This window comes from Tsukamurella strandjordii, assembly GCF_039525985.1.
Lineage (GTDB): Bacteria > Actinomycetota > Actinomycetes > Mycobacteriales > Mycobacteriaceae > Tsukamurella > Tsukamurella strandjordii.
The window spans coordinates 902996-919222 of the sequence record NZ_BAAAII010000002.1 but is presented as its reverse complement, the minus strand read 5'-3'; the positions used below and the strand labels follow the sequence as shown (position 1 = coordinate 919222).

At 68.9% G+C, this 16227-nt stretch carries 17 protein-coding genes, 1 pseudogene and 1 riboswitch; of the genes and pseudogenes, 10 read left to right on the top strand and 8 right to left on the bottom strand.

The window, feature by feature from the left end; translation table 11 throughout:
• Positions 1-289 (top strand): annotated as a pseudogene (locus ABD108_RS05345) (formate-dependent phosphoribosylglycinamide formyltransferase); the annotation flags it as partial.
• 3 nt (positions 290-292) lie between these two features.
• Here ABD108_RS05345 and erm read toward each other — a convergent pair.
• Both erm and ABD108_RS05335 read right to left on the bottom strand, forming a co-directional pair.
• Positions 293-1054 carry a 23S ribosomal RNA methyltransferase Erm gene (gene erm / locus ABD108_RS05340; RefSeq protein WP_305110240.1) on the bottom strand — a complete coding sequence of 254 codons (762 nt, stop codon included), beginning with the start codon at positions 1052-1054 and terminating at the stop codon, positions 293-295.
• A 189-nt stretch (positions 1055-1243) separates the two neighbouring features.
• The gene (locus ABD108_RS05335) at positions 1244-1966 is read right to left on the bottom strand and encodes a siderophore-interacting protein (protein WP_343929681.1); all 723 of its coding nucleotides are present in this window, start codon (positions 1964-1966) and stop codon (positions 1244-1246) included.
• Positions 1967-2228: 262 nt separating this feature from the next.
• Here ABD108_RS05335 and ABD108_RS05330 point away from each other — a divergent pair, with 262 nt between their 5' ends.
• Both ABD108_RS05330 and ABD108_RS05325 read left to right on the top strand, forming a co-directional pair.
• Positions 2229-3026 carry a S1 family peptidase gene (locus ABD108_RS05330; protein ID WP_343929710.1) on the top strand — a complete coding sequence of 266 codons (798 nt, stop codon included), beginning with the start codon at positions 2229-2231 and terminating at the stop codon, positions 3024-3026.
• A 145-nt stretch (positions 3027-3171) separates the two neighbouring features.
• On the top strand, positions 3172-3552 hold the full coding sequence (locus tag ABD108_RS05325; protein WP_343929679.1) for a hypothetical protein: 381 nt from the start codon (positions 3172-3174) through the stop codon (positions 3550-3552).
• A 91-nt stretch (positions 3553-3643) separates the two neighbouring features.
• Here ABD108_RS05325 and ABD108_RS05320 read toward each other — a convergent pair whose 3' ends face one another.
• The gene (locus ABD108_RS05320; protein ID WP_220656722.1) at positions 3644-5032 is read right to left on the bottom strand and encodes an FAD-dependent oxidoreductase; all 1389 of its coding nucleotides are present in this window, start codon (positions 5030-5032) and stop codon (positions 3644-3646) included.
• Positions 5033-5179: 147 nt separating this feature from the next.
• Between ABD108_RS05320 and ABD108_RS05315 the strand changes: the two genes are divergently transcribed.
• Genes ABD108_RS05315 through ABD108_RS05305 form a run of 3 tightly spaced genes read left to right on the top strand, consistent with a single transcriptional unit; the run spans position 5180 to position 7266 of the window.
• A complete protein-coding gene (locus ABD108_RS05315) occupies positions 5180-5647 on the top strand; it encodes an Rv0361 family membrane protein (RefSeq protein ID WP_220656721.1) in 468 nt (155 codons plus the stop codon).
• Complete coding sequence (locus ABD108_RS05310) at positions 5644-6057, top strand: rhodanese-like domain-containing protein (protein WP_343929677.1); 414 nt, start codon at positions 5644-5646, stop codon at positions 6055-6057. The genes ABD108_RS05315 and ABD108_RS05310 overlap by 4 nt, the downstream gene beginning before the upstream one ends.
• Positions 6058-6066: 9 nt before the next feature.
• The gene (locus ABD108_RS05305; protein WP_305110236.1) at positions 6067-7266 is read left to right on the top strand and encodes an O-succinylhomoserine sulfhydrylase; all 1200 of its coding nucleotides are present in this window, start codon (positions 6067-6069) and stop codon (positions 7264-7266) included.
• A gap of 27 nt (positions 7267-7293) precedes the next feature.
• Here ABD108_RS05305 and ABD108_RS05300 read toward each other — a convergent pair whose 3' ends face one another.
• Together ABD108_RS05300 and ABD108_RS05295 are read right to left on the bottom strand one after the other, a co-directional pair.
• Complete coding sequence (locus tag ABD108_RS05300) at positions 7294-7959, bottom strand: copper homeostasis protein CutC (protein WP_343929675.1); 666 nt, start codon at positions 7957-7959, stop codon at positions 7294-7296.
• A gap of 23 nt (positions 7960-7982) precedes the next feature.
• On the bottom strand, positions 7983-9194 hold the full coding sequence (locus ABD108_RS05295) for an HNH endonuclease (protein WP_343929674.1): 1212 nt from the start codon (positions 9192-9194) through the stop codon (positions 7983-7985).
• A 170-nt stretch (positions 9195-9364) separates the two neighbouring features.
• Between ABD108_RS05295 and ABD108_RS05290 the strand changes: the two genes are divergently transcribed.
• The gene (locus tag ABD108_RS05290) at positions 9365-9895 is read left to right on the top strand and encodes a GNAT family N-acetyltransferase (protein WP_343929672.1); all 531 of its coding nucleotides are present in this window, start codon (positions 9365-9367) and stop codon (positions 9893-9895) included.
• A gap of 9 nt (positions 9896-9904) precedes the next feature.
• Here the strand turns inward: ABD108_RS05290 and ABD108_RS05285 are convergent, their stop codons facing one another.
• Entirely contained in the window at positions 9905-10483 is a 579-nt protein-coding gene (locus ABD108_RS05285; RefSeq protein WP_220656716.1) for a TetR/AcrR family transcriptional regulator, read from the bottom strand.
• Between the two features lie 67 nt (positions 10484-10550).
• Between ABD108_RS05285 and ABD108_RS05280 the strand changes: the two genes are divergently transcribed.
• Both ABD108_RS05280 and ABD108_RS05275 read left to right on the top strand, forming a co-directional pair.
• Positions 10551-11903, top strand: coding sequence for an MFS transporter (locus ABD108_RS05280; protein WP_343929670.1), 1353 nt, complete (start codon positions 10551-10553; stop codon positions 11901-11903).
• 213 nt (positions 11904-12116) lie between these two features.
• Positions 12117-13283 (top strand): RtcB family protein, encoded by a 1167-nt coding sequence (locus tag ABD108_RS05275; RefSeq protein WP_343929668.1) that lies wholly within the window; start codon positions 12117-12119, stop codon positions 13281-13283.
• A 6-nt stretch (positions 13284-13289) separates the two neighbouring features.
• On the opposite strand, the gene ABD108_RS05270 is transcribed toward ABD108_RS05275, so the two are convergent.
• A complete protein-coding gene (locus ABD108_RS05270; RefSeq protein ID WP_220656713.1) occupies positions 13290-14075 on the bottom strand; it encodes an HAD-IIA family hydrolase in 786 nt (261 codons plus the stop codon).
• 17 nt (positions 14076-14092) lie between these two features.
• On the bottom strand, positions 14093-14566 hold the full coding sequence (locus ABD108_RS05265) for a Dps family protein (RefSeq protein ID WP_220656712.1): 474 nt from the start codon (positions 14564-14566) through the stop codon (positions 14093-14095).
• A 170-nt stretch (positions 14567-14736) separates the two neighbouring features.
• A riboswitch (SAM riboswitch) is annotated at positions 14737-14848 on the top strand.
• A 65-nt stretch (positions 14849-14913) separates the two neighbouring features.
• Here ABD108_RS05265 and ABD108_RS05260 point away from each other — a divergent pair.
• Positions 14914-16203, top strand: coding sequence for an aminotransferase class V-fold PLP-dependent enzyme (locus ABD108_RS05260; RefSeq protein ID WP_220656711.1), 1290 nt, complete (start codon positions 14914-14916; stop codon positions 16201-16203).
• The last annotated feature ends 24 nt before the right edge of the window (positions 16204-16227 follow it).

Sequence of the window (16227 nt, the reverse complement as noted above, 5' to 3'; positions counted from 1 at the left end):
GGTGCCGCCTGCTCCGCCGACGGCCGCATCGCCCGTGGTGCCGCCGGGCGCCGGCCGCGTGGCGCCGCCGGCCGGTGGAACGCCCGGTGACGCCCCCGGCCCGACGGCGATGCACCCCGTCGCGAACCGCCGTCCGGCTCAGCCCCGGCCGATCCAGCCCGCGCGTCGCCAGCCGGTGACCCGGCCGTCCGCCGCCGAGGCGCCGAACACCGATCCCGGTACGGAGGAGTACGACCACAATCCGCCCACGTCGATGGGGCTCGCCCCGCAGCGACCGCAGGACGGCTAGGCCTCAGCCGAATCTCGTGAAGGCGTCGACCCATTGGTCGGCGTCGAGATCGCGGGGAAGCGGTGTGCCGCGGAACTTCTGGGCGGCCACCCAGCGCCGAGCCTCGGTACGACGGTGCCGAGCCACCCCGCCGAGCACGGCTGCGAGGCCGTGGCCCCGGCCGGTGAAGACGGCGTGCGCGAAACCGGCGTAGGCACTGCGATCCCGCCAGGGCAGCAGGGGCGAGGGTCGTCGCGTGATCGTGAGGAGGCCCGCGTCCACGCTGGGGCGGGGAGTGAACGACGATGCGGGAATCCTTCGGATCAACCGGAATTCGTACCACGGTGACCACTGCGCGGTCATCAGTGTGGTGCCACCGACTCCGGCGCGCCGGCGCGCGACCTCCCACTGGGTGATGAGTACGGCATCGGTCCAGTGCGGTGCGTGCAGCAGTGTGCGCAGGATCGCCGTGGTCAGGTGGAAGGGGAGGTTGCCGACCACCGTGAGGGGGTGATCGGGGATGCGGTATCGCAGGAAGTCACCGTGAACCACTGTGGCGTCGGGGACTTTTGGCTGGAGCGACCGCACGTGTCGCTCGTCGATCTCGACCGCGGTGAGCGGGCGGCCCAGCCGGGCCAGGGGAAGCGTCAGGGCGCCGGCGCCGGGGCCGATCTCGAGGATCGGTCCGTCGGTCCCGGCGACGAGGTCGACGACGCCCGCGATGGTGGGGCGATCGGTGAGGAAGTTCTGGCCGTGCTCGTGCCGGCCGCCACGATGGGTGGGCATGGAGAATCTCCGGGTTCGATGTGACCCGGGCAGCGCAGATCGCCGCCCAGCGGAAATGCTGAGGCGGTGAAGTGAATTCGGTGTGGACGCTTCACCGCGCTAGGCGCGGCCGCGATTCACAACTGCTGCTGAGGCTCCCATGCCCGTCAGGGTAACGACGGGGTGGGGTTCGGTGTCAACCGGTTTCGGTCAGCCCCGCTGCAACCAGTAGGCCTGCGACTTGATCCGCTCCTTGGGGAGGCCGAAGTCCTTCTTGGCGGCCTTGGTGATCTCCCGGGTCGCCTTGGTCTCCGCCGCGACGAACAGGAACGCGTCCGCAGCGATCGATGCCTTCGTGACGGTGGAGACGAGGGTGGCGCCGCGGCTCTCGCGCGGCACCCAGGTCACGTTCTCCGTGTGCACCGGCAGTTCGCGCTCGGCGTCGTGTTGGTATTCGAGGAACACCCGGCACGGCGCCTTCGCGGTGCTGAGCAGCGAGTTGATCGCCGGTATCGAGGCGGCGTCTCCCACCAGCACGAACTCCGACGGGGCCGGCGATTCCGGCACCGTCAGATCGGCCCCCATCATGGTGGCGGCGATCCGGTCGCCGGGCGCCGCGTCACCGGCCCAGCGCGGGGCGGGACCGTCGTGGATCGCGAACTCGATCGTGAACTCGCTGCCCTGCGGATCGATGATCGTGTAGCCGCGCTGAACGAGGGTGCCGTCGTCCTCGTCGGTGGTGGCCTCGCCGCTCTTCGGGATCCAGAGGCGCACCCACATGGTGGGGAACCACGGGTTCTCGGTCAGGAAATCGCCGCCGTCGAAACGGATCCGCCGATAGTGCTCGTTGACCTTCTCGGTCGAGATCACGGTGAACACGTAGTCGTCGGCCCGCATCGCTTTGAGGATCAGGCCGGTCACCCCTCTACCCATGCAGCTGAGCCTACCCTAACTACTCCGGTTCGGAGAGGTTGCGTGCCCGCTGTGGCCGGTGTGGGACTTTTGCCACCCCGCCTGCGACTATCGGGCCGAATGCTCATGCAAATAGTGACGGTAACGTCACAATGGGGCGTCGCGACTTGTCGCGGACGGAGGTCGCCACCTAGGTTTGTTGCTGGCAATTAACAATTTGGAGGATGGGGTCGGAATGGTTCGGGTTGGGCGCGTAATCGCCACGTCGGTGGCAGTGGCAGCGATGGTCGGCGGTGTTGCGGCGCCGTCGGCGATGGCGGCACCCGCTCCCGGCCCGGTGCGGGTCGCGGCACCGGTGGTGGGGCCGGGATCGGAGATCGGCGTCGTGCAGGAGCGCAGCGCGGACGGCCGGGTACTCGCGTCGACGTGCACCCTGGGTTTCATCGCCGAGCGCCCGGACGGGCGCCGCGTGGGGTTGACCGCGGGGCACTGCGGTAAGCGGGGCCAGGCGGTCGGTGCGCCGGTTCCGGGCCGCCCCGATGCCCTGGTGCGAGTCGGCACCGTCGCGCAGTCGTCGAACCCGCCGGCACGGAAGAACCCCGAGGGATACGTCCTCCCCGAGGATCTCGGTGCTCCCGACTGGGCGGTCATCGACCTCGCTCCGCAGACCAAGAGCACCGCCAATCGCGGTCCGGTGCGGCCGACGCGCGTCGGCGATGCCCGCGTGGGTGATCGCGTGTGCCAGCAGGGCGTGACCTCGGGCTGGCGCTGCGGCGTGGTGAAGGGCGTGTCGCCCACGCAGATCCGCACCGATATCGACGGTGCGCCCGGCGACAGTGGCGGCCCGCTGGTGCGCCTGTCCGACGGTGCCGCGCTCGGGCTCGTCAGCGGCGGTACCGCGAAGGAAGCCCCGCGCGACGTTCCCCGGATGACCTTCTACTGGAGCCTTCGCGACGCCCTGGCCCAGGGCGGTGGCCTCCGTCTGGTGACCGCCGGAGCCCCCGCGCCTCAGCTCGTCTCCTCGCCGGAGGTGCGCGAGGTGATCACCGTCGACGCAACGGTGCCCGTCGGCGCCTTCTGATCGGGCTCCTCGACGCCGAACGACGACACCGGCGCGGACCGCGACATCGCGGCCCGCGCCGGTGTTCTTTCGTCGGTGGGAGACGGCTCCGGGGCCCGGCGACATCCCTTATTGTTGTGACATTCGAAACAAGGGGAGGGGACCCATGGCATCGCGAACTCTGCGCATGTCCGGACTGGTGGGAGCGGCGCTGGCCGCGCTGGCGATGAGCCCGGTCGCGGCCTCGGCCGATCCGGTGCGCAGCCCGTACGGCACCGATGAATGCCGCATGTTCGAGACCAAGCCCGGCTACGAGTGCCGATCCGGGCAGTGGAAGCCCGACTACTCGCCGCCGCGCGAGGGCAAGTCCTGCTCCTTCGGCGAGACCGCGCCGCGCCTGCGGTGCAGCGCCGCGGGCAAGTGGGAGCCGAGGGCGAGCGGTGTTCCCCGCGAGGGGCAGAAGTGCACCGTCGTGGGCGCGCAGAAGGTCGGAGTCGGCGGCCTCCTCACGTGCACGCACGGACCCCTCGGTTTCACGTGGCAGTGAGCCAGAGGATCTGAATTAGAATCATCGTGAGCGAAAAGTGCCGCCGCCCCGAATGATCGGGACGGCGGCACCGTCGTCGTGAGGTCGGAGACTAGCTCGGCTGGACCTTGCTCGGCTCCGAAGCGGCGAGCATGTCGTCGCGCTCGACGACCTTCACGCGCTCGCGGCCCTCGGCCTCGCCCAGGCTGCGCTCGTGCTCATCGAGGCGGTACCAGCCGTCCCAGGTGGTGTACGGCGTCTCGTGCTCGTCGAGCCAGTCGGTGACGCCCTCCAGCGAGGGGTCGGCGGGCTGGTTCAGCTTGCCGGCGTGGAAGTCCTCCAGCAGGCAGGCGATGGTCTCGTTGGCGTCGCCCTTGGTGTGGCCGATCAGGCCCACGGGACCGCGCTTGATCCAGCCGGTGGTGTACACGCCGGGAATGTGCTGACCTGCGTCGATGACGCGGCCGGCCTCGTTCGGGATCACGCCGGCCTGATCGTCGAAGGGAATCTCCGGCAGGTCGTTCGAGAGGTAACCCACCGCGCGGTACACGGCGCCCAGCTCCCAGTCGGTGAACTTGCCGGTGCCCTTGACGTTGCCCGTGCCGTCCAGCTCGGTGCGCTCGGTGCGCAGGCCGGTGACCTTGCCGTCCTCGCCGAGGATCTCGACCGGCGACTCGAAGAGGTGGATGAACAGCTTGTGCGGGCGGTTGTTGGGCTCGCGGATCGCGTAGTTCTCGAGGATCACGGCCACCTGATCGGTGATCTTCGACTCGCGGCGGGCCTTCGCCGAGCCCTCGTCGTACTCGATGTCCTCAGGGCTCACGACCACCTCGATGGTCTGCGAGTGATCGAGCTCCTTGAGCTCGAGCGGGGTGAACTTCACCTGCGCCGGACCGCGGCGACCGAAGACGTGCACCTCCTTGGCCTTGTTGACCTTGAGGCCCTCGTAGACGTTCGGCGGGATCTCGGTCGGCAGCAGCTCGTCGGCCGTCTTGGCCAGCACGCGGGCCACGTCGAGGCCCACGTTGCCGACGCCGAGGACGGCGACCTTCTCGGCCTCCAGCGGCCACTCACGCGCGAAGTCCGGGTGGCCGTCGTACCAGGCCACGAACTCGGCGGCGCCGTAGCTGCCGTCCAGGTCGATGCCGGGGATGTCGAGGTTGCGGTCGGCCACGGCGCCGGTGGAGAAGATCACCGCGTCGTAGTGCTTGCGCACCTCGGCGAGGGAGAAGTCCTTGCCGAAGTCGAGGTTGCCGAGCAGGCGCACCTGCGGCTTGTCGAGCACCTTGTGCAGGGCGGTGATGATGCCCTTGATGCGCGGGTGATCGGGGGCGACGCCGTAGCGGATCAGGCCGAACGGGGCGGGCATCTTCTCGAAGAGGTCGATGCTGACGCCGGGGTCCTTGGCCTCGTCGGACTTCATGAGTGCGTCGGCCGCGTAGATGCCGGCGGGGCCAGCACCCACGATCGCTACCCGCAGCGGGCGGTTCTGTTCGGTCATAGAGAGTCGGCTACCTTTGTCTGCAAACCAGTGGTCCTGTCCCCACTAGGTTAGTGCGGACTAATAGGCCGTTCCTAGTTCGGGTGGCACATCCCACCCCGGTCGGGCCACTGGAACGTGTTCTAGTAGCAGAGGGTAGAGGCTTCCGTGACCGCAGACAAGGACACCCCCGACCAGGCCGATGAGCGGGGCACCACCGCCAAACCCTTTCTGATCGCGCTGATCATCGCGGTGATCGCCATCGGTGGCATCCTGAGCTGGAACATCGTCCGCCCCTCCGAGCAGCGGGTCCCCGATTCCGGGCAGATCGCCCAGACCGTCGGGCAGTACTACGGCGCCCTCAACCACGGCCGCTACGCCGACCTCGTCGCCAACACCTGCGCCAAGGATCGAGCCGCGGCCGATTTCCCGCAGGAGGCCGGCTTCGCCGACGCCCGTAAGGCCGCTGTCGAGCGTGAGGGCGACGCCGTCCTGGACGAGAACGGGATCAAGAACGTGCAGGTCAACGGCGATAACGCCACGGCCGATCTGGTGATCAAGTACAGCAAGATTCCGGAGAAGACCGAGCAGGCGAAGTTCGTCCGCGAGGACGACAAGTGGAAGAAGTGCTCGTGAGCTACGCGGGAGACATCACGCCGGGCCAGGCCTGGAAACTGCTGCAGGACGACCCGAACGCCGTTCTCGTCGACTGCCGCACCGAGGCCGAGTGGAACTACGTCGGCATCCCCGATCTCACTGAGCTGCGGCGCGCCGTCGTGCTGGTCGAATGGCAGACCTACCCGGATGGGGCGCTCAACCCCACCTTCGTCGACGAGCTCCGTCGTAAAGGCGTGACCGACGATGCGCCGGTCGCCTTCCTGTGCCGGTCCGGCCACCGCTCCATCGGTGCCGCCGAGGCCGCCTCCGCGGCCGGTGTGCACAACGCCTTCAACGTGCTCGACGGCTTCGAGGGCGGGCTGGACGCGCAGGGTCATCGCGGGGCCGTGGGCTGGCGGGCCGAGGGCCTTCCCTGGCGGCAGTTCTAGACTTCGGTCATGGAGTTCAACCACCTCCCCGACGGTGTCCGGTCCGAGACTCTCGGCGTGCGCGGCGGGTTGCTGCGCAGCAACTACGAGGAGACCTCCGAGGCGCTGTACCTGAACTCGGGCTACACGTACGAGAGCGCCGAGGCCGCGGAGGCCGCGTTCAACGGCGACATCGACCGGTTCGTGTACTCCCGCTATGGCAACCCGACGGTGGCGATGTTCCAGGAGCGGCTGCGCCTGCTCGAAGGCGCTGAGGCGTGCTTCGCCACCGCGTCCGGCATGTCGGCGGTGTTCACCGCACTCGGCGCGCTGCTGCAGGCGGGTGACCGGCTGGTGGCCGCCCGCTCGCTGTTCGGTTCCTGCTACGTGGTGTGCAACGAGATCCTGCCGCGCTGGGGGATCGAGACCGAGTTCGTGGACGGGGAGGACCTCGCGCAGTGGGAGGCCGCGCTCTCCAAGCCGGCGCAGGCGGTCTTCTTCGAGACCCCGGCGAACCCGATGCAGGGCCTGGTCGATGTGCGCGCCGTCTCCGACCTCGCGCACGCCGCGGGCGCCCAGGTGGTGCTCGACGCCGGATTCACCCCCGTCGGGTACCAGGACTGCTTCGGTCTGGGCGCGGACGTGATCGTGCACTCGTCCACCAAGTCGATGGACGGGCAGGGCCGCGTGATGGGCGGTGCGATCCTCGGCACCTTCGACTACATCGACGGTCCGGTCAAGCAGCTCATGCGGCACACCGGTCCGGCCATGGCGCCGTTCAACGCCTGGGTGCTGGTGAAGGCGTTGGAGACGCTGGACCTGCGGGCCGAGCGGATCAGCGGCAACGCGCAGAAGGTGGCCGAGTTCCTCGACGCCGATCCGCGCGTGTCGAAGGTGATCTACCCGTTCCTGCCCTCGCATCCGCAGTACGAATTGGCGAAGCGGCAGATGAAGGCCGGTGGCACGGTGATCACGCTGGAGCTCGCGGATGGCGATCTGGTGGGTAAGGACAGGGCCTTCCAGTTCCTCAACCGGTTGCAGGTGATCGACATCTCCAACAACTTCGGCGATGCGAAATCGCTGATCACCCACCCCGCCACCACGACCCATCGGGCCACGGGACCGGAGGGCCGGGCGAAGATCGGCCTCACCGATTCGATGCTGCGGCTGTCCGTGGGGCTGGAGAACGTGGACGATCTGATCGCGGATCTGGATCGCGCGCTGGGCTGAGTCTGGTGGCGGGGCGTAGCTGCCGCGTCAGCCGTCGATCGCGTCCCGCCACAGTCGCACCGCTGTCGCCGACGCGGGGGAGCCCCAGCCGTTCGGGCGTGCTCCGCTGCCGATGTGAAAGGCGTCGATTCCTGCCGCCCGCAGGCGCGGAAGGTGATCGAGGCGCAGGCCGCCGCCGGCCAGGATTCGTTGCGGTCCTTGCGCTTCCGCGACGAGCGTGGCGATCCCGTCATCGACGCCGGCGGCGGCACCCGCGGTGAGGAACCCGTCGAGTCCCGGCAGCTCAGCGACGGCTGCGCGGAGCGCCGCGCGGTCCGCGCAGTGATCGATGGCGCGGTGGAAGGTCCAGGGCGCGCCGTGGAGCTCGTGCACGATCCGCTCGATCGCCGGAAGGTCCGGATCGCCATCGGGGGAGAGGAAGCCGAGCACGAACTCCTCGGCCCCCGCGTCCCGCAGCGTGTCCGCGCGCCGGAGCAGGTCATCGACGTCGCCCGCTGCGAAGCCGTTGGTTCGCCGGATCATCACGCGGATCGGGATATCGACGGCCGCGCGGACTTCGGCGACGGTGCGGGGTGTGGGGCTGAGCCCGTCGGCAGCCATGTCTGAGACCAGCTCCACCCGGTCGGCTCCACCCTCCTGCGTCGCCACGGCATCCGCGGCGTCGAGGGCGATCACTTCGAGGAGCTGGGTCACCTCGCCAGCGTATGCCCGAGGATCTACGCCGCGTTCGGTGGTGCGGTGGATCGGTGCAGATGCCCGGTCGGGGTGCGGGTTTCGACGGTGTGCCGCCCGGTCGGATCGGCGACGGTGCGGCTGGACCAACCGCCGGCTTCCTTGGCGTAGTTGCACGCCGCGCAGAGCCCCTGACCGTTGTCCAGGCTCGTGGCGCCGCCCTTGGCGTGCGGGACGATGTGGTCTGTATGTGCGATCGGAGCATCGCAGTACGGGGTGCGGCAGTATCGATCTCGTGCGGCGATCACCTCGGCGAGCCCGGCCGGGAACAGTCGGGACCGGGAATCCAACGCGACCACGGCACCCGACTCCGGCTGCACGTAGAGGCGTTTGACCCACGCGATCGAGTTCGCGGTTGCTGCGCCGATCAGGTGGCGTGCGATCTCCGCGGGGAGCGTGCCGCCGCCGGCGAGGTGTGCGGTGCCCTTCGCATCGCCGAAGAGCACGGTTGCGGGCATCGTGAGGTTGACGGTGACAGGCTGGCCCTCGGCGCTGTCGCGGCCGGTGATCCGGGCGAACGCGGTATCGGCCATGATCTGCGCCCGATTCCGCGGCTCCCCGGGGGCGCCGAACAGACTGTCTGCAGCGGTCTTCAGAGACGCGTACAGCCCGACGGCCTGCGCGACCGGAAGCAGGACCGATACCCGCGCCATGCAATCCGGTGCCGGCCGGATGGTGACGCGGCGATCTTTGGCAGCCAGCGCGACGCGGTCTACCGTGGCCCGCGCGTCGAGCTGATACGCAGTCTGCCGCACCGTGTCGTGTAGTCGCTTGAGCCCCAGACCGGATGCGGCGAAGCTCTCCCCGCACAGTTCGGCATCAGCCGCTGCTTTCAGCCGCGGCTCCAGATGGGAGACTCCGGCTACGATGACCTCGACCGCCTCCGGCGAGACGGCTCCATCTCGCAGCCGGCCGTAGGTCTCGCGCAGATCCTTCTCCAGTGCCTTCGCCCGCGACACCATAGTGGTGGCCCGATTCGGCGAGATATGCAACGCCAGCGCTACTTCGGAGGCGATTCCCGCCTCCCAGCGTTCCTGGGGAACCCCGGCGGCGATCCGCTCACATACCCGCTGCCGCAGCAGCGTGGCGATCAATCGGTACTGATCGAATGCCACCCGCGCGCGCAACCGCTCCAACTCGCCGAGCTCGGCGATCACGTCGCTCGGTGTGCCAGAGGTGATGTCTTCCGCTTCCATACTCGAACTCTACGACCACCCACTGACAAGTTTTCGAGTTGAAACGTCGACTTATCCAGATGATTTCAGAGTAGATTGAACCATTCGCCGTAGCCCTAGCCGCGACCACCCGGGCGAGCCTGTCGTAGATCGGCGCGCTCCCTGATGCCACGGGTGGTAGGAAGAACAGCGTGGACGACGTGAGCCTGAGCCGCCCCACGGAGGCCGATGTGGCGGACCTGCACGCCATCGTCTCGGACCCGAGGTTATGGACGCATTATCCAAGTCTTCGGCACACATCGATCGACGAGACTCGCGCGCTGGTGGACAGGTGGACCTCGCAGTGGGACAGGGACGGCCTCGGGCCATGGGTCGTGCGCACGCAGGATTCGATCATCGGATACGGCGGATGCGATCGTCGCCGTGATGCGTTCTGGAACCTCGGGTACCGCCTCGCTGCGAGCATGCACGGGCGTGGCTTGGCCACCAGAGTTGCGCACGCCGCGGTCGATGCCGCGCGACGGCACGACGATTCGCTGCCGATCGTCGCGTATCTTGTCGAACACAACCGCGCTTCCGCGCGGGTGGCGGAGAAGGTGGGGCTGTCGCTCATCCACCGTGCTCCCGACGCAGGCAATCCCGACCCGACGGTCATCAGACTGGTCTATGCCGACCGGCCTCTGTCGTCGCGCGAACTGGCTGCGGCCCTGGGATGCTCGTGACCGCCGAGATCAACCGAACGCGCGGTCGATGTGATACTCCGCGATGGCGATGGCCGCGTCGGCGGTGTGGTGGCCGATGAGGACGGCGGTGCTAAGACCGTTGCAGAGGGAGATGAGGGCGTCGGTTTCGTGTTCCGGGACCGCGTCCGGTGCGAGATCGGCGGCCCGGAAGGCCTCGAGCACGGCGGACCGCAGTCGCGCGATTCCACCCGCGAGCGGCTCTGCCGCGAGCTCGGGGTCGGTCGTCGCCATCTCGCCGAAGGCGGCACTCACCCGGTAGAAGTCGATGCTGTCGGAATCGGTGGGCAGCGCCTCGGCGATGAAGGCGCGCAACCTTGCTCGCGGATCCGTTGCCCTCGCCAGCCGCGCCTGCCAGCGGGCGTTCGAGCGCTCCTCCAGCTGCCGCATCGCGCCGATCAACAGCTGCCGCTTGTTCTCAAAGTAGTACTGCACGAGCCGAAGTGACGTCCCTGCCTCCGCGGCGACCGCCCGCATCGAGACGGCGTGCAGGCCGTCTCGCGCCGCGACGCGGGCCAGAGCATCGGCCAATTGCGCGCGCCGCTCGTCGTGGTCGACGGTGCGTGGCATCGGCACCTCCTTGTTGATACGTTTGTATCACATTGTCTTGATACACGTGACTCAGATAGGGGTGGTGATGCGCGGCCAGGTCCTCGTCGCAGCCTGCCTCGCGCAGCTATCGATCACGCTGGACGTGTCCGTCGTCAACGTCGCCCTGCCGACGGTGCGCGATGAACTCGGTCTGACCGCGGTGGGGCAGCAATGGGTGGTGACCGCATATCTGTTGCCGTACGCGGGGCTCCTGCTGGTGGGTGGCCGCCTGTCCGACGTTCTGGGCGTTCGGGCGGCATTCCTGGCGGGCAGTGGGGCGTTCGCGGCGGCGAGCCTCGTGGCGGGCGCCGCCCCTTCCGCCGAGATTCTGCTCGCCGGCCGTGCTCTCCAGGGATCGGCGGCGGCGGTGCTCGCTCCTGCAGCTCTAGCGACGATCACGTCCGTCTTCGTCGACGACGCGGAGCGGACGACCGCGATGGCCTGGTGGAGCGCGACGAGCGTCGCGGGCGGTACCGCGGGCAATGTCTGTGGCGGACTGCTCACCGAGCTCGCCGGTTGGCGCGCGACCCTGTTGGTCAACGTGCCGCTGGGCATCGTCGCCTTCCTTCTCGCGTCGCGGGCGCTGCCCACCAGAACGGCGCGCTCGCGCCCCAGGCTCGACGGTGCGCCCGCTGCCCTCGCGACCGGCGGCCTCCTCGCGACCGCCTACGCCGTGAGCGCGGCGGGTCAGCGGGACCTCGTGGCTGCCGGCGTCGCCGCGGGAGTGGGCGCGATGCTGCTCGGCGCGTTCCTTCTGCGTGATCGGCGATCGGCGCACCCGCTGCTCCCGCGCAGCGTCCTCGCGGCGCGCCAGTTTCGTTGGGGCAACGCCGGGGTGCTGCTCTCCGGCGCCGCGCTGGTACCGATGTGGCTATTTCTCAGCCTGCAGATGCAGGGTGTTCTCGGGTACACGGCGCTCCAGGCCGGCATGGGGTTCGTGCCGCACACGCTGATCCAACTCGCAGTCGGTCTCCGGGCGACGCCCGTGCTGATGCGGCACCTGCCCCCGCCCGTGCTGATCGCGGTCGGCGCCACCTCGGTGGCCTTCGGATTTCTTCTCCAGAGCCGCCTTGCGCCCGGAGACACCTACCTCGGCGCGGTCTTCGTTCCCGCGGTCTTCATCGCTGCCGGTGCGGGGCTGTTCACCTTGCCGCTGACGAAACTGGCGGTAGCGGGCGCTCCGGCCGGAACTGAGGGAGTCGCGTCCGGAATAATGAACTGCGCCAAACAAGTCGGCGGCGGACTGGGGCTGTCGGCCCTCGTCGCTGCCACGACGTCGATTCTCGACGATGCGGCCAGCTACCGCGTCGCCTTCATCCTGATGTCCGTGATCGCGGGTGTCGTAGCTTTCGGCGCGCTCGTCGCACACCGTGGGTCTCGGGCCGCCGATCGCGGCTGAGAAATCCTGTGGACTGGCATCATTCGGTTCGCTACTGTGCACAGTATGGTTATGCGTCATCTCCCCGAACTGCGTCAGTGCTACTGCCGCCGGTTCGGCGTGCCCGCATAACCTGCGGCAAACCCGGGCCGTCGCTCCACCGCCGGCCCGGTGCCATGCGTGAGACGCAGGGTCGCTCGGACCGGTGACCAACCACACCGAGACGAGAAAGACATGGAGAAGATCAACAAGTCCCTGGTCTCGTGGGCGTCCATCCTGGACGAGAAGACCCGCGAGCAGGCCATCACCACGGCGAGGCTGCCGTTCATCTACCCGCACGTCGCCTTGATGCCGGATGCCCACCTCGGTAAGGGGGCCACCGTCGGATCGGTGATCCCGAGCCTGGGCGCCGTGATCCCCGCGGCGGTCGGCGTCGACATCGGCTGCGGCATGATCGCGGTCCGCACCCAGTTCACGAAGACCGATCTGCCCCAGGATCGTTCAGTGATCCGTGAGGCGATCGAGCGGGCGATCCCGCTGTCGCCGGGGCGCTACAACAAGAAGGTCGTAGCCACCGCGGAGCCGCGCATCGCGGAGCTCACGGCGTTGGCCGAGCGCGCCGAGTTCGATCCCGCCACGTACGCGGGGAACTGGGCGCTGCAGCTCGGCACCCTGGGCGGAGGTAATCACTTCATCGAGATCAGCCTCGATGAGGACGACACCGTCTGGGCCTTCCTGCACTCGGGATCGCGTGGCGTGGGCAACAAGATCGCCCAGCACCACATCGCCGTGGCGACCCGCCTCTGCAAGCAGTGGTGGATCGAGCTGCCCGACCCGGATCTGGCCTACCTCGTGGAGGGAACGCCGGAGTTCCGCAGGTACATCGCCGAACTGAAGTGGGCGCAGCACTTCGCGCTGCTCAACCGTGAGGAGATGATGGACCGGGTGATCCGGCAGCTCGGCGAGTGGGTGGGCACACCCGTGGTCGAGGCCGAGCGGATCAACTGCCACCACAACTTCACCAAGCGCGAGAAGCACTTCGGCAAGGAGGTGTGGGTATCGAGGAAGGGTGCCATCGAGGCCACCGAGGGCAAGCTCGGCCTCATCCCGGGCTCGATGGGCACCGCGTCGTACATCGTCGAGGGCAAGGGATACGCCCCGTCGTTGAACAGCTCGCCGCACGGCGCAGGCAGGGAGTACTCCCGGTCGGCCGCGCGTAAGGCGTTCACGCACGAGCAGTTGCGGGAGGCCATGGTGGGCATCGAGTTCCGCGACAGCGCCGACTTCATCGACGAGATCCCGCAGGCGTACAAGCCGATCGACCGGGTGATGGCCGATGCCACCGACCTGGTGACGGTGCGCGCGGTACTGCGGCAGATCGTCAACGTGAAGGGACAGTGACGTCGGTCAGGCCGGGAACGGGTTCTCCGTGCTCCCCACGAGATCCGCGACGGAATCGATGACGCGGGTGGCACGGTAGGGGAACAGCGGGACCGACTCGGGGGTGGAGATCCCGGTGAGCACGAGGATCGTGTGCAAGCCGGCCTCCAGGCCGCAGACGATGTCGGTGTCCATCCGGTCCCCGATCATCAGGGTGTCCTCGGAGTGCGCCCCGAGCGCCCGCAGCGCCGACCGCATCATCAGCGAGTTCGGCTTGCCCACGTAGTACGGCGACCGGCCGGTGGCCTCGCGGATCAGCGCGGCCACCGCGCCGGTGGCGGGCAGTGAGCCCTCCTTGGACGGCCCCGTCGGGTCGGGGTTCGTGGCGATGAACCGCGCCCCGCGCTCGATCAGCCGGATGGCGGTGGTGATCGCCTCGAAGGAGTAGTTGCGGGTCTCCCCGAGCACCACGTAGTCGGGATCGTTCTCGGTGAGCACGTAGCCCACCTCGTGCAGCGCGGTGGTCAGGCCCGATTCGCCCACCACGTAGGCGCTGCCGCCCGGCCGCTGTTCCTGCAGGAACTTGGCAGTGGCCAGCGCCGACGTCCAGATCCTGCGCTCCGGGATGTCCACTCCCGTCGCCAGCAGCCGGGCGCGCAGATCGCGCGGCGTGCGGATCGAGTTGTTGGTCAGCACCATGTACGGGGTGTCATTCGCGGTGAGCTCCGCGAGGAAGGCGTCCGCTCCGGGGATCAGATGATCCTCATGGATCAGCACGCCGTCCATGTCCATCAGGTAATGCCACTGCGTCATGTGCCGAATCTACGCCGTCAGGCCTGCTGGGCCTGCCACATCCAGTGCAGCTGCTCCAGACGCGCGGTGATGGAGATCAACAGGTCCTGGGTGACCGGATCGGCCGATTCGGTGGCCTCGATCCGTGCGCGCAGCGCGGTCACCACGGCGGCCAGGTTCTGCACGATCTTCGCGACCACGGTGCCGTCCTGCTGCCAGCCGCCCTCGAAACCGACGGTCGAGGCGGTCTTGGCCACGGTCTCCGCGCGGCCGTCGGGGCTCACGCCGATCGCTGCGGCACGCTCGGCCACCTCGTCGACGAAGGTCCGGGAATCGGTGACCAGCTCATCGAGCTGCAGATGCACGGACCGGAACTGCGAGCCGACCACGTTCCAGTGGGCCTGCTTGGCGATCAGGCCGAGGTCGATCAGGTCGACGAGGGAGCCCTGCAGGGCATCGCCTGCCACCTTCTGGGCCTCGGGGGACAGGGTGCTGGTGATGGGGTTCGACATCGTTACCTCCTTGGTGGGGAATGGATCTCGACGGGCTGTTCACCCGGTGGAACCGACCCTACGCGGTTAATTGGAATGATTCCAGAAAAGGTGAGATGCCTCACGCAGGTTTTCGCGCGCCGTGATTCCAGCCTTGACGAGGCCCGGGCGCGCAGTGCATTCTTGCGTCAGGTCATGAGTGCCAGCGCGAAGCCCCGGCTCGCTGGTCGGCAACCCTCCACCGCGGTGGGGTGCTCCGGGTGACGACCTGGCCGCGCCGAACGAGCGCGGCAAGCGCGGATTCGTCGTTTCCCGGCACGTGTCGGGCTCATCGGGCGACGAGTCCTTGACACGAAGGATGTTTCACGATGACCACGATCCTCGACCGGACCGCCTGCCTCGCCCCCACCCGCCGCCCCGCGCGCGCCGCCGATCCGCTCGCCTTCGGGCCGATCGCCCAGGTCACAGGGGCCGACGAGTTCGTCCCGCTCGCCGACGGCGCCACCGTGCGCTACGCCAACTTCGACTACGCCGCCAGTGCTCCGGCCCTGCTCCCGGTGCAGGAGGCGGTGCAGCGGGCGCTCGCCGAGTACGCCAGCGTGCACCGCGGCGCCGGCTACCTCTCGCAGCGCTCCACCGCCCGCTACGAGGCCGCCCGCGACATCGTGGCCGAGTTCATCGGCGCCCGCGCGGACGACCATGTGATCTTCACCGGCAACACCACCGACTCGCTCAACCTGCTGGCCGCCTGTGTTCCCGGCGAGGTGGTGGTGCTCGACTGCGAGCACCACGCGAACCTGCTGCCCTGGAAGCGGATCGGCGCCCGCGTGGTCTCCGCGCCGCTGTCGATCGAGGGCACGCTCGCGGCCGTCGAGGCCGAACTGTCCCGCCGCCCGGCCGCGCTGCTCAGCGTGACCGGTGCCTCCAACGTGACCGGTGAGGTGCTGCCCATCCGCCGCCTCGCCGCCCTCGCCCACCGGCACGGCGCCCGGATCGCCGTGGACGGCGCCCAGCTGGTGCCGCACCGTCGGATCTCGCTCCGGGACAGCGGCATCGACTACCTCGCCTTCTCCGGACACAAGCTGTACGCCCCCTTCGGCTCGGGCGTGCTCGTGGGCCGGGCCGACTGGTTCGACGAGGCCGAGCCCTACCGCTGCGGCGGCGGCGCCAGCTACGAGGTGATCGGCACTCCGGTCGCGAAGTCCGTCGAGGTGGCCTGGCACACCGGCCCCGCGCGGCACGAGGCCGGCTCGCCGAACGTGCTGGGCGCGGTCGCGATCGGCGCCGCCTGCGAGGCGATCGCCGAGCTCGGCGAGGCCGAGATCGCGCGACACGAGCACTACCTCACCGACCTGCTGCTGGGCTCGCTCAACCGGATCGACGGCGTGCGCCCGCTGCGGATCTGGGCCGATTCCACCGACCGCGTGGGCATCGTGGCCTTCACCGTGGACGGACGAACCCCGCGCGAGGTGGCCGAGTTCCTCTCGTCCCGCTACGGGATCGGCGTGCGCGACGGGAAGTTCTGCGCGCATCCCGTGGTTAACCGATTGGGATGCTACGACGGTGCCGTCCGCGCCAGCCTCGGCCTCGGCACCGGCGAGAACGATGTGCACCGCCTGGTGCGCGCTCTCGAAGACCTGACCGCACAACCGAAGTAACCCTGGAGAACCCGGAGGAACACG

Coding starts and splice junctions, on each gene's coding strand:
- ABD108_RS05270 (WP_220656713.1), bottom strand. CDS start 14,075: ATGACGCAGTGGCATTACCTGATGGACATGGACGGCGTGCTGATCCAT.
- ABD108_RS05285 (WP_220656716.1), bottom strand. CDS start 10,483: ATGCCACGCACCGTCGACCACGACGAGCGGCGCGCGCAATTGGCCGAT.
- ABD108_RS05275 (WP_343929668.1), top strand. CDS start 12,117: ATGGAGAAGATCAACAAGTCCCTGGTCTCGTGGGCGTCCATCCTGGAC.
- ABD108_RS05325 (WP_343929679.1), top strand. CDS start 3,172: ATGGCATCGCGAACTCTGCGCATGTCCGGACTGGTGGGAGCGGCGCTG.
- ABD108_RS05295 (WP_343929674.1), bottom strand. CDS start 9,194: ATGGAAGCGGAAGACATCACCTCTGGCACACCGAGCGACGTGATCGCC.
- ABD108_RS05330 (WP_343929710.1), top strand. CDS start 2,229: ATGGTCGGCGGTGTTGCGGCGCCGTCGGCGATGGCGGCACCCGCTCCC.
- ABD108_RS05265 (WP_220656712.1), bottom strand. CDS start 14,566: ATGTCGAACCCCATCACCAGCACCCTGTCCCCCGAGGCCCAGAAGGTG.
- ABD108_RS05280 (WP_343929670.1), top strand. CDS start 10,551: ATGCGCGGCCAGGTCCTCGTCGCAGCCTGCCTCGCGCAGCTATCGATC.
- ABD108_RS05260 (WP_220656711.1), top strand. CDS start 14,914: ATGACCACGATCCTCGACCGGACCGCCTGCCTCGCCCCCACCCGCCGC.
- ABD108_RS05335 (WP_343929681.1), bottom strand. CDS start 1,966: ATGGGTAGAGGGGTGACCGGCCTGATCCTCAAAGCGATGCGGGCCGAC.
- ABD108_RS05305 (WP_305110236.1), top strand. CDS start 6,067: ATGGAGTTCAACCACCTCCCCGACGGTGTCCGGTCCGAGACTCTCGGC.
- ABD108_RS05320 (WP_220656722.1), bottom strand. CDS start 5,032: ATGACCGAACAGAACCGCCCGCTGCGGGTAGCGATCGTGGGTGCTGGC.
- erm (WP_305110240.1), bottom strand. CDS start 1,054: ATGCCCACCCATCGTGGCGGCCGGCACGAGCACGGCCAGAACTTCCTC.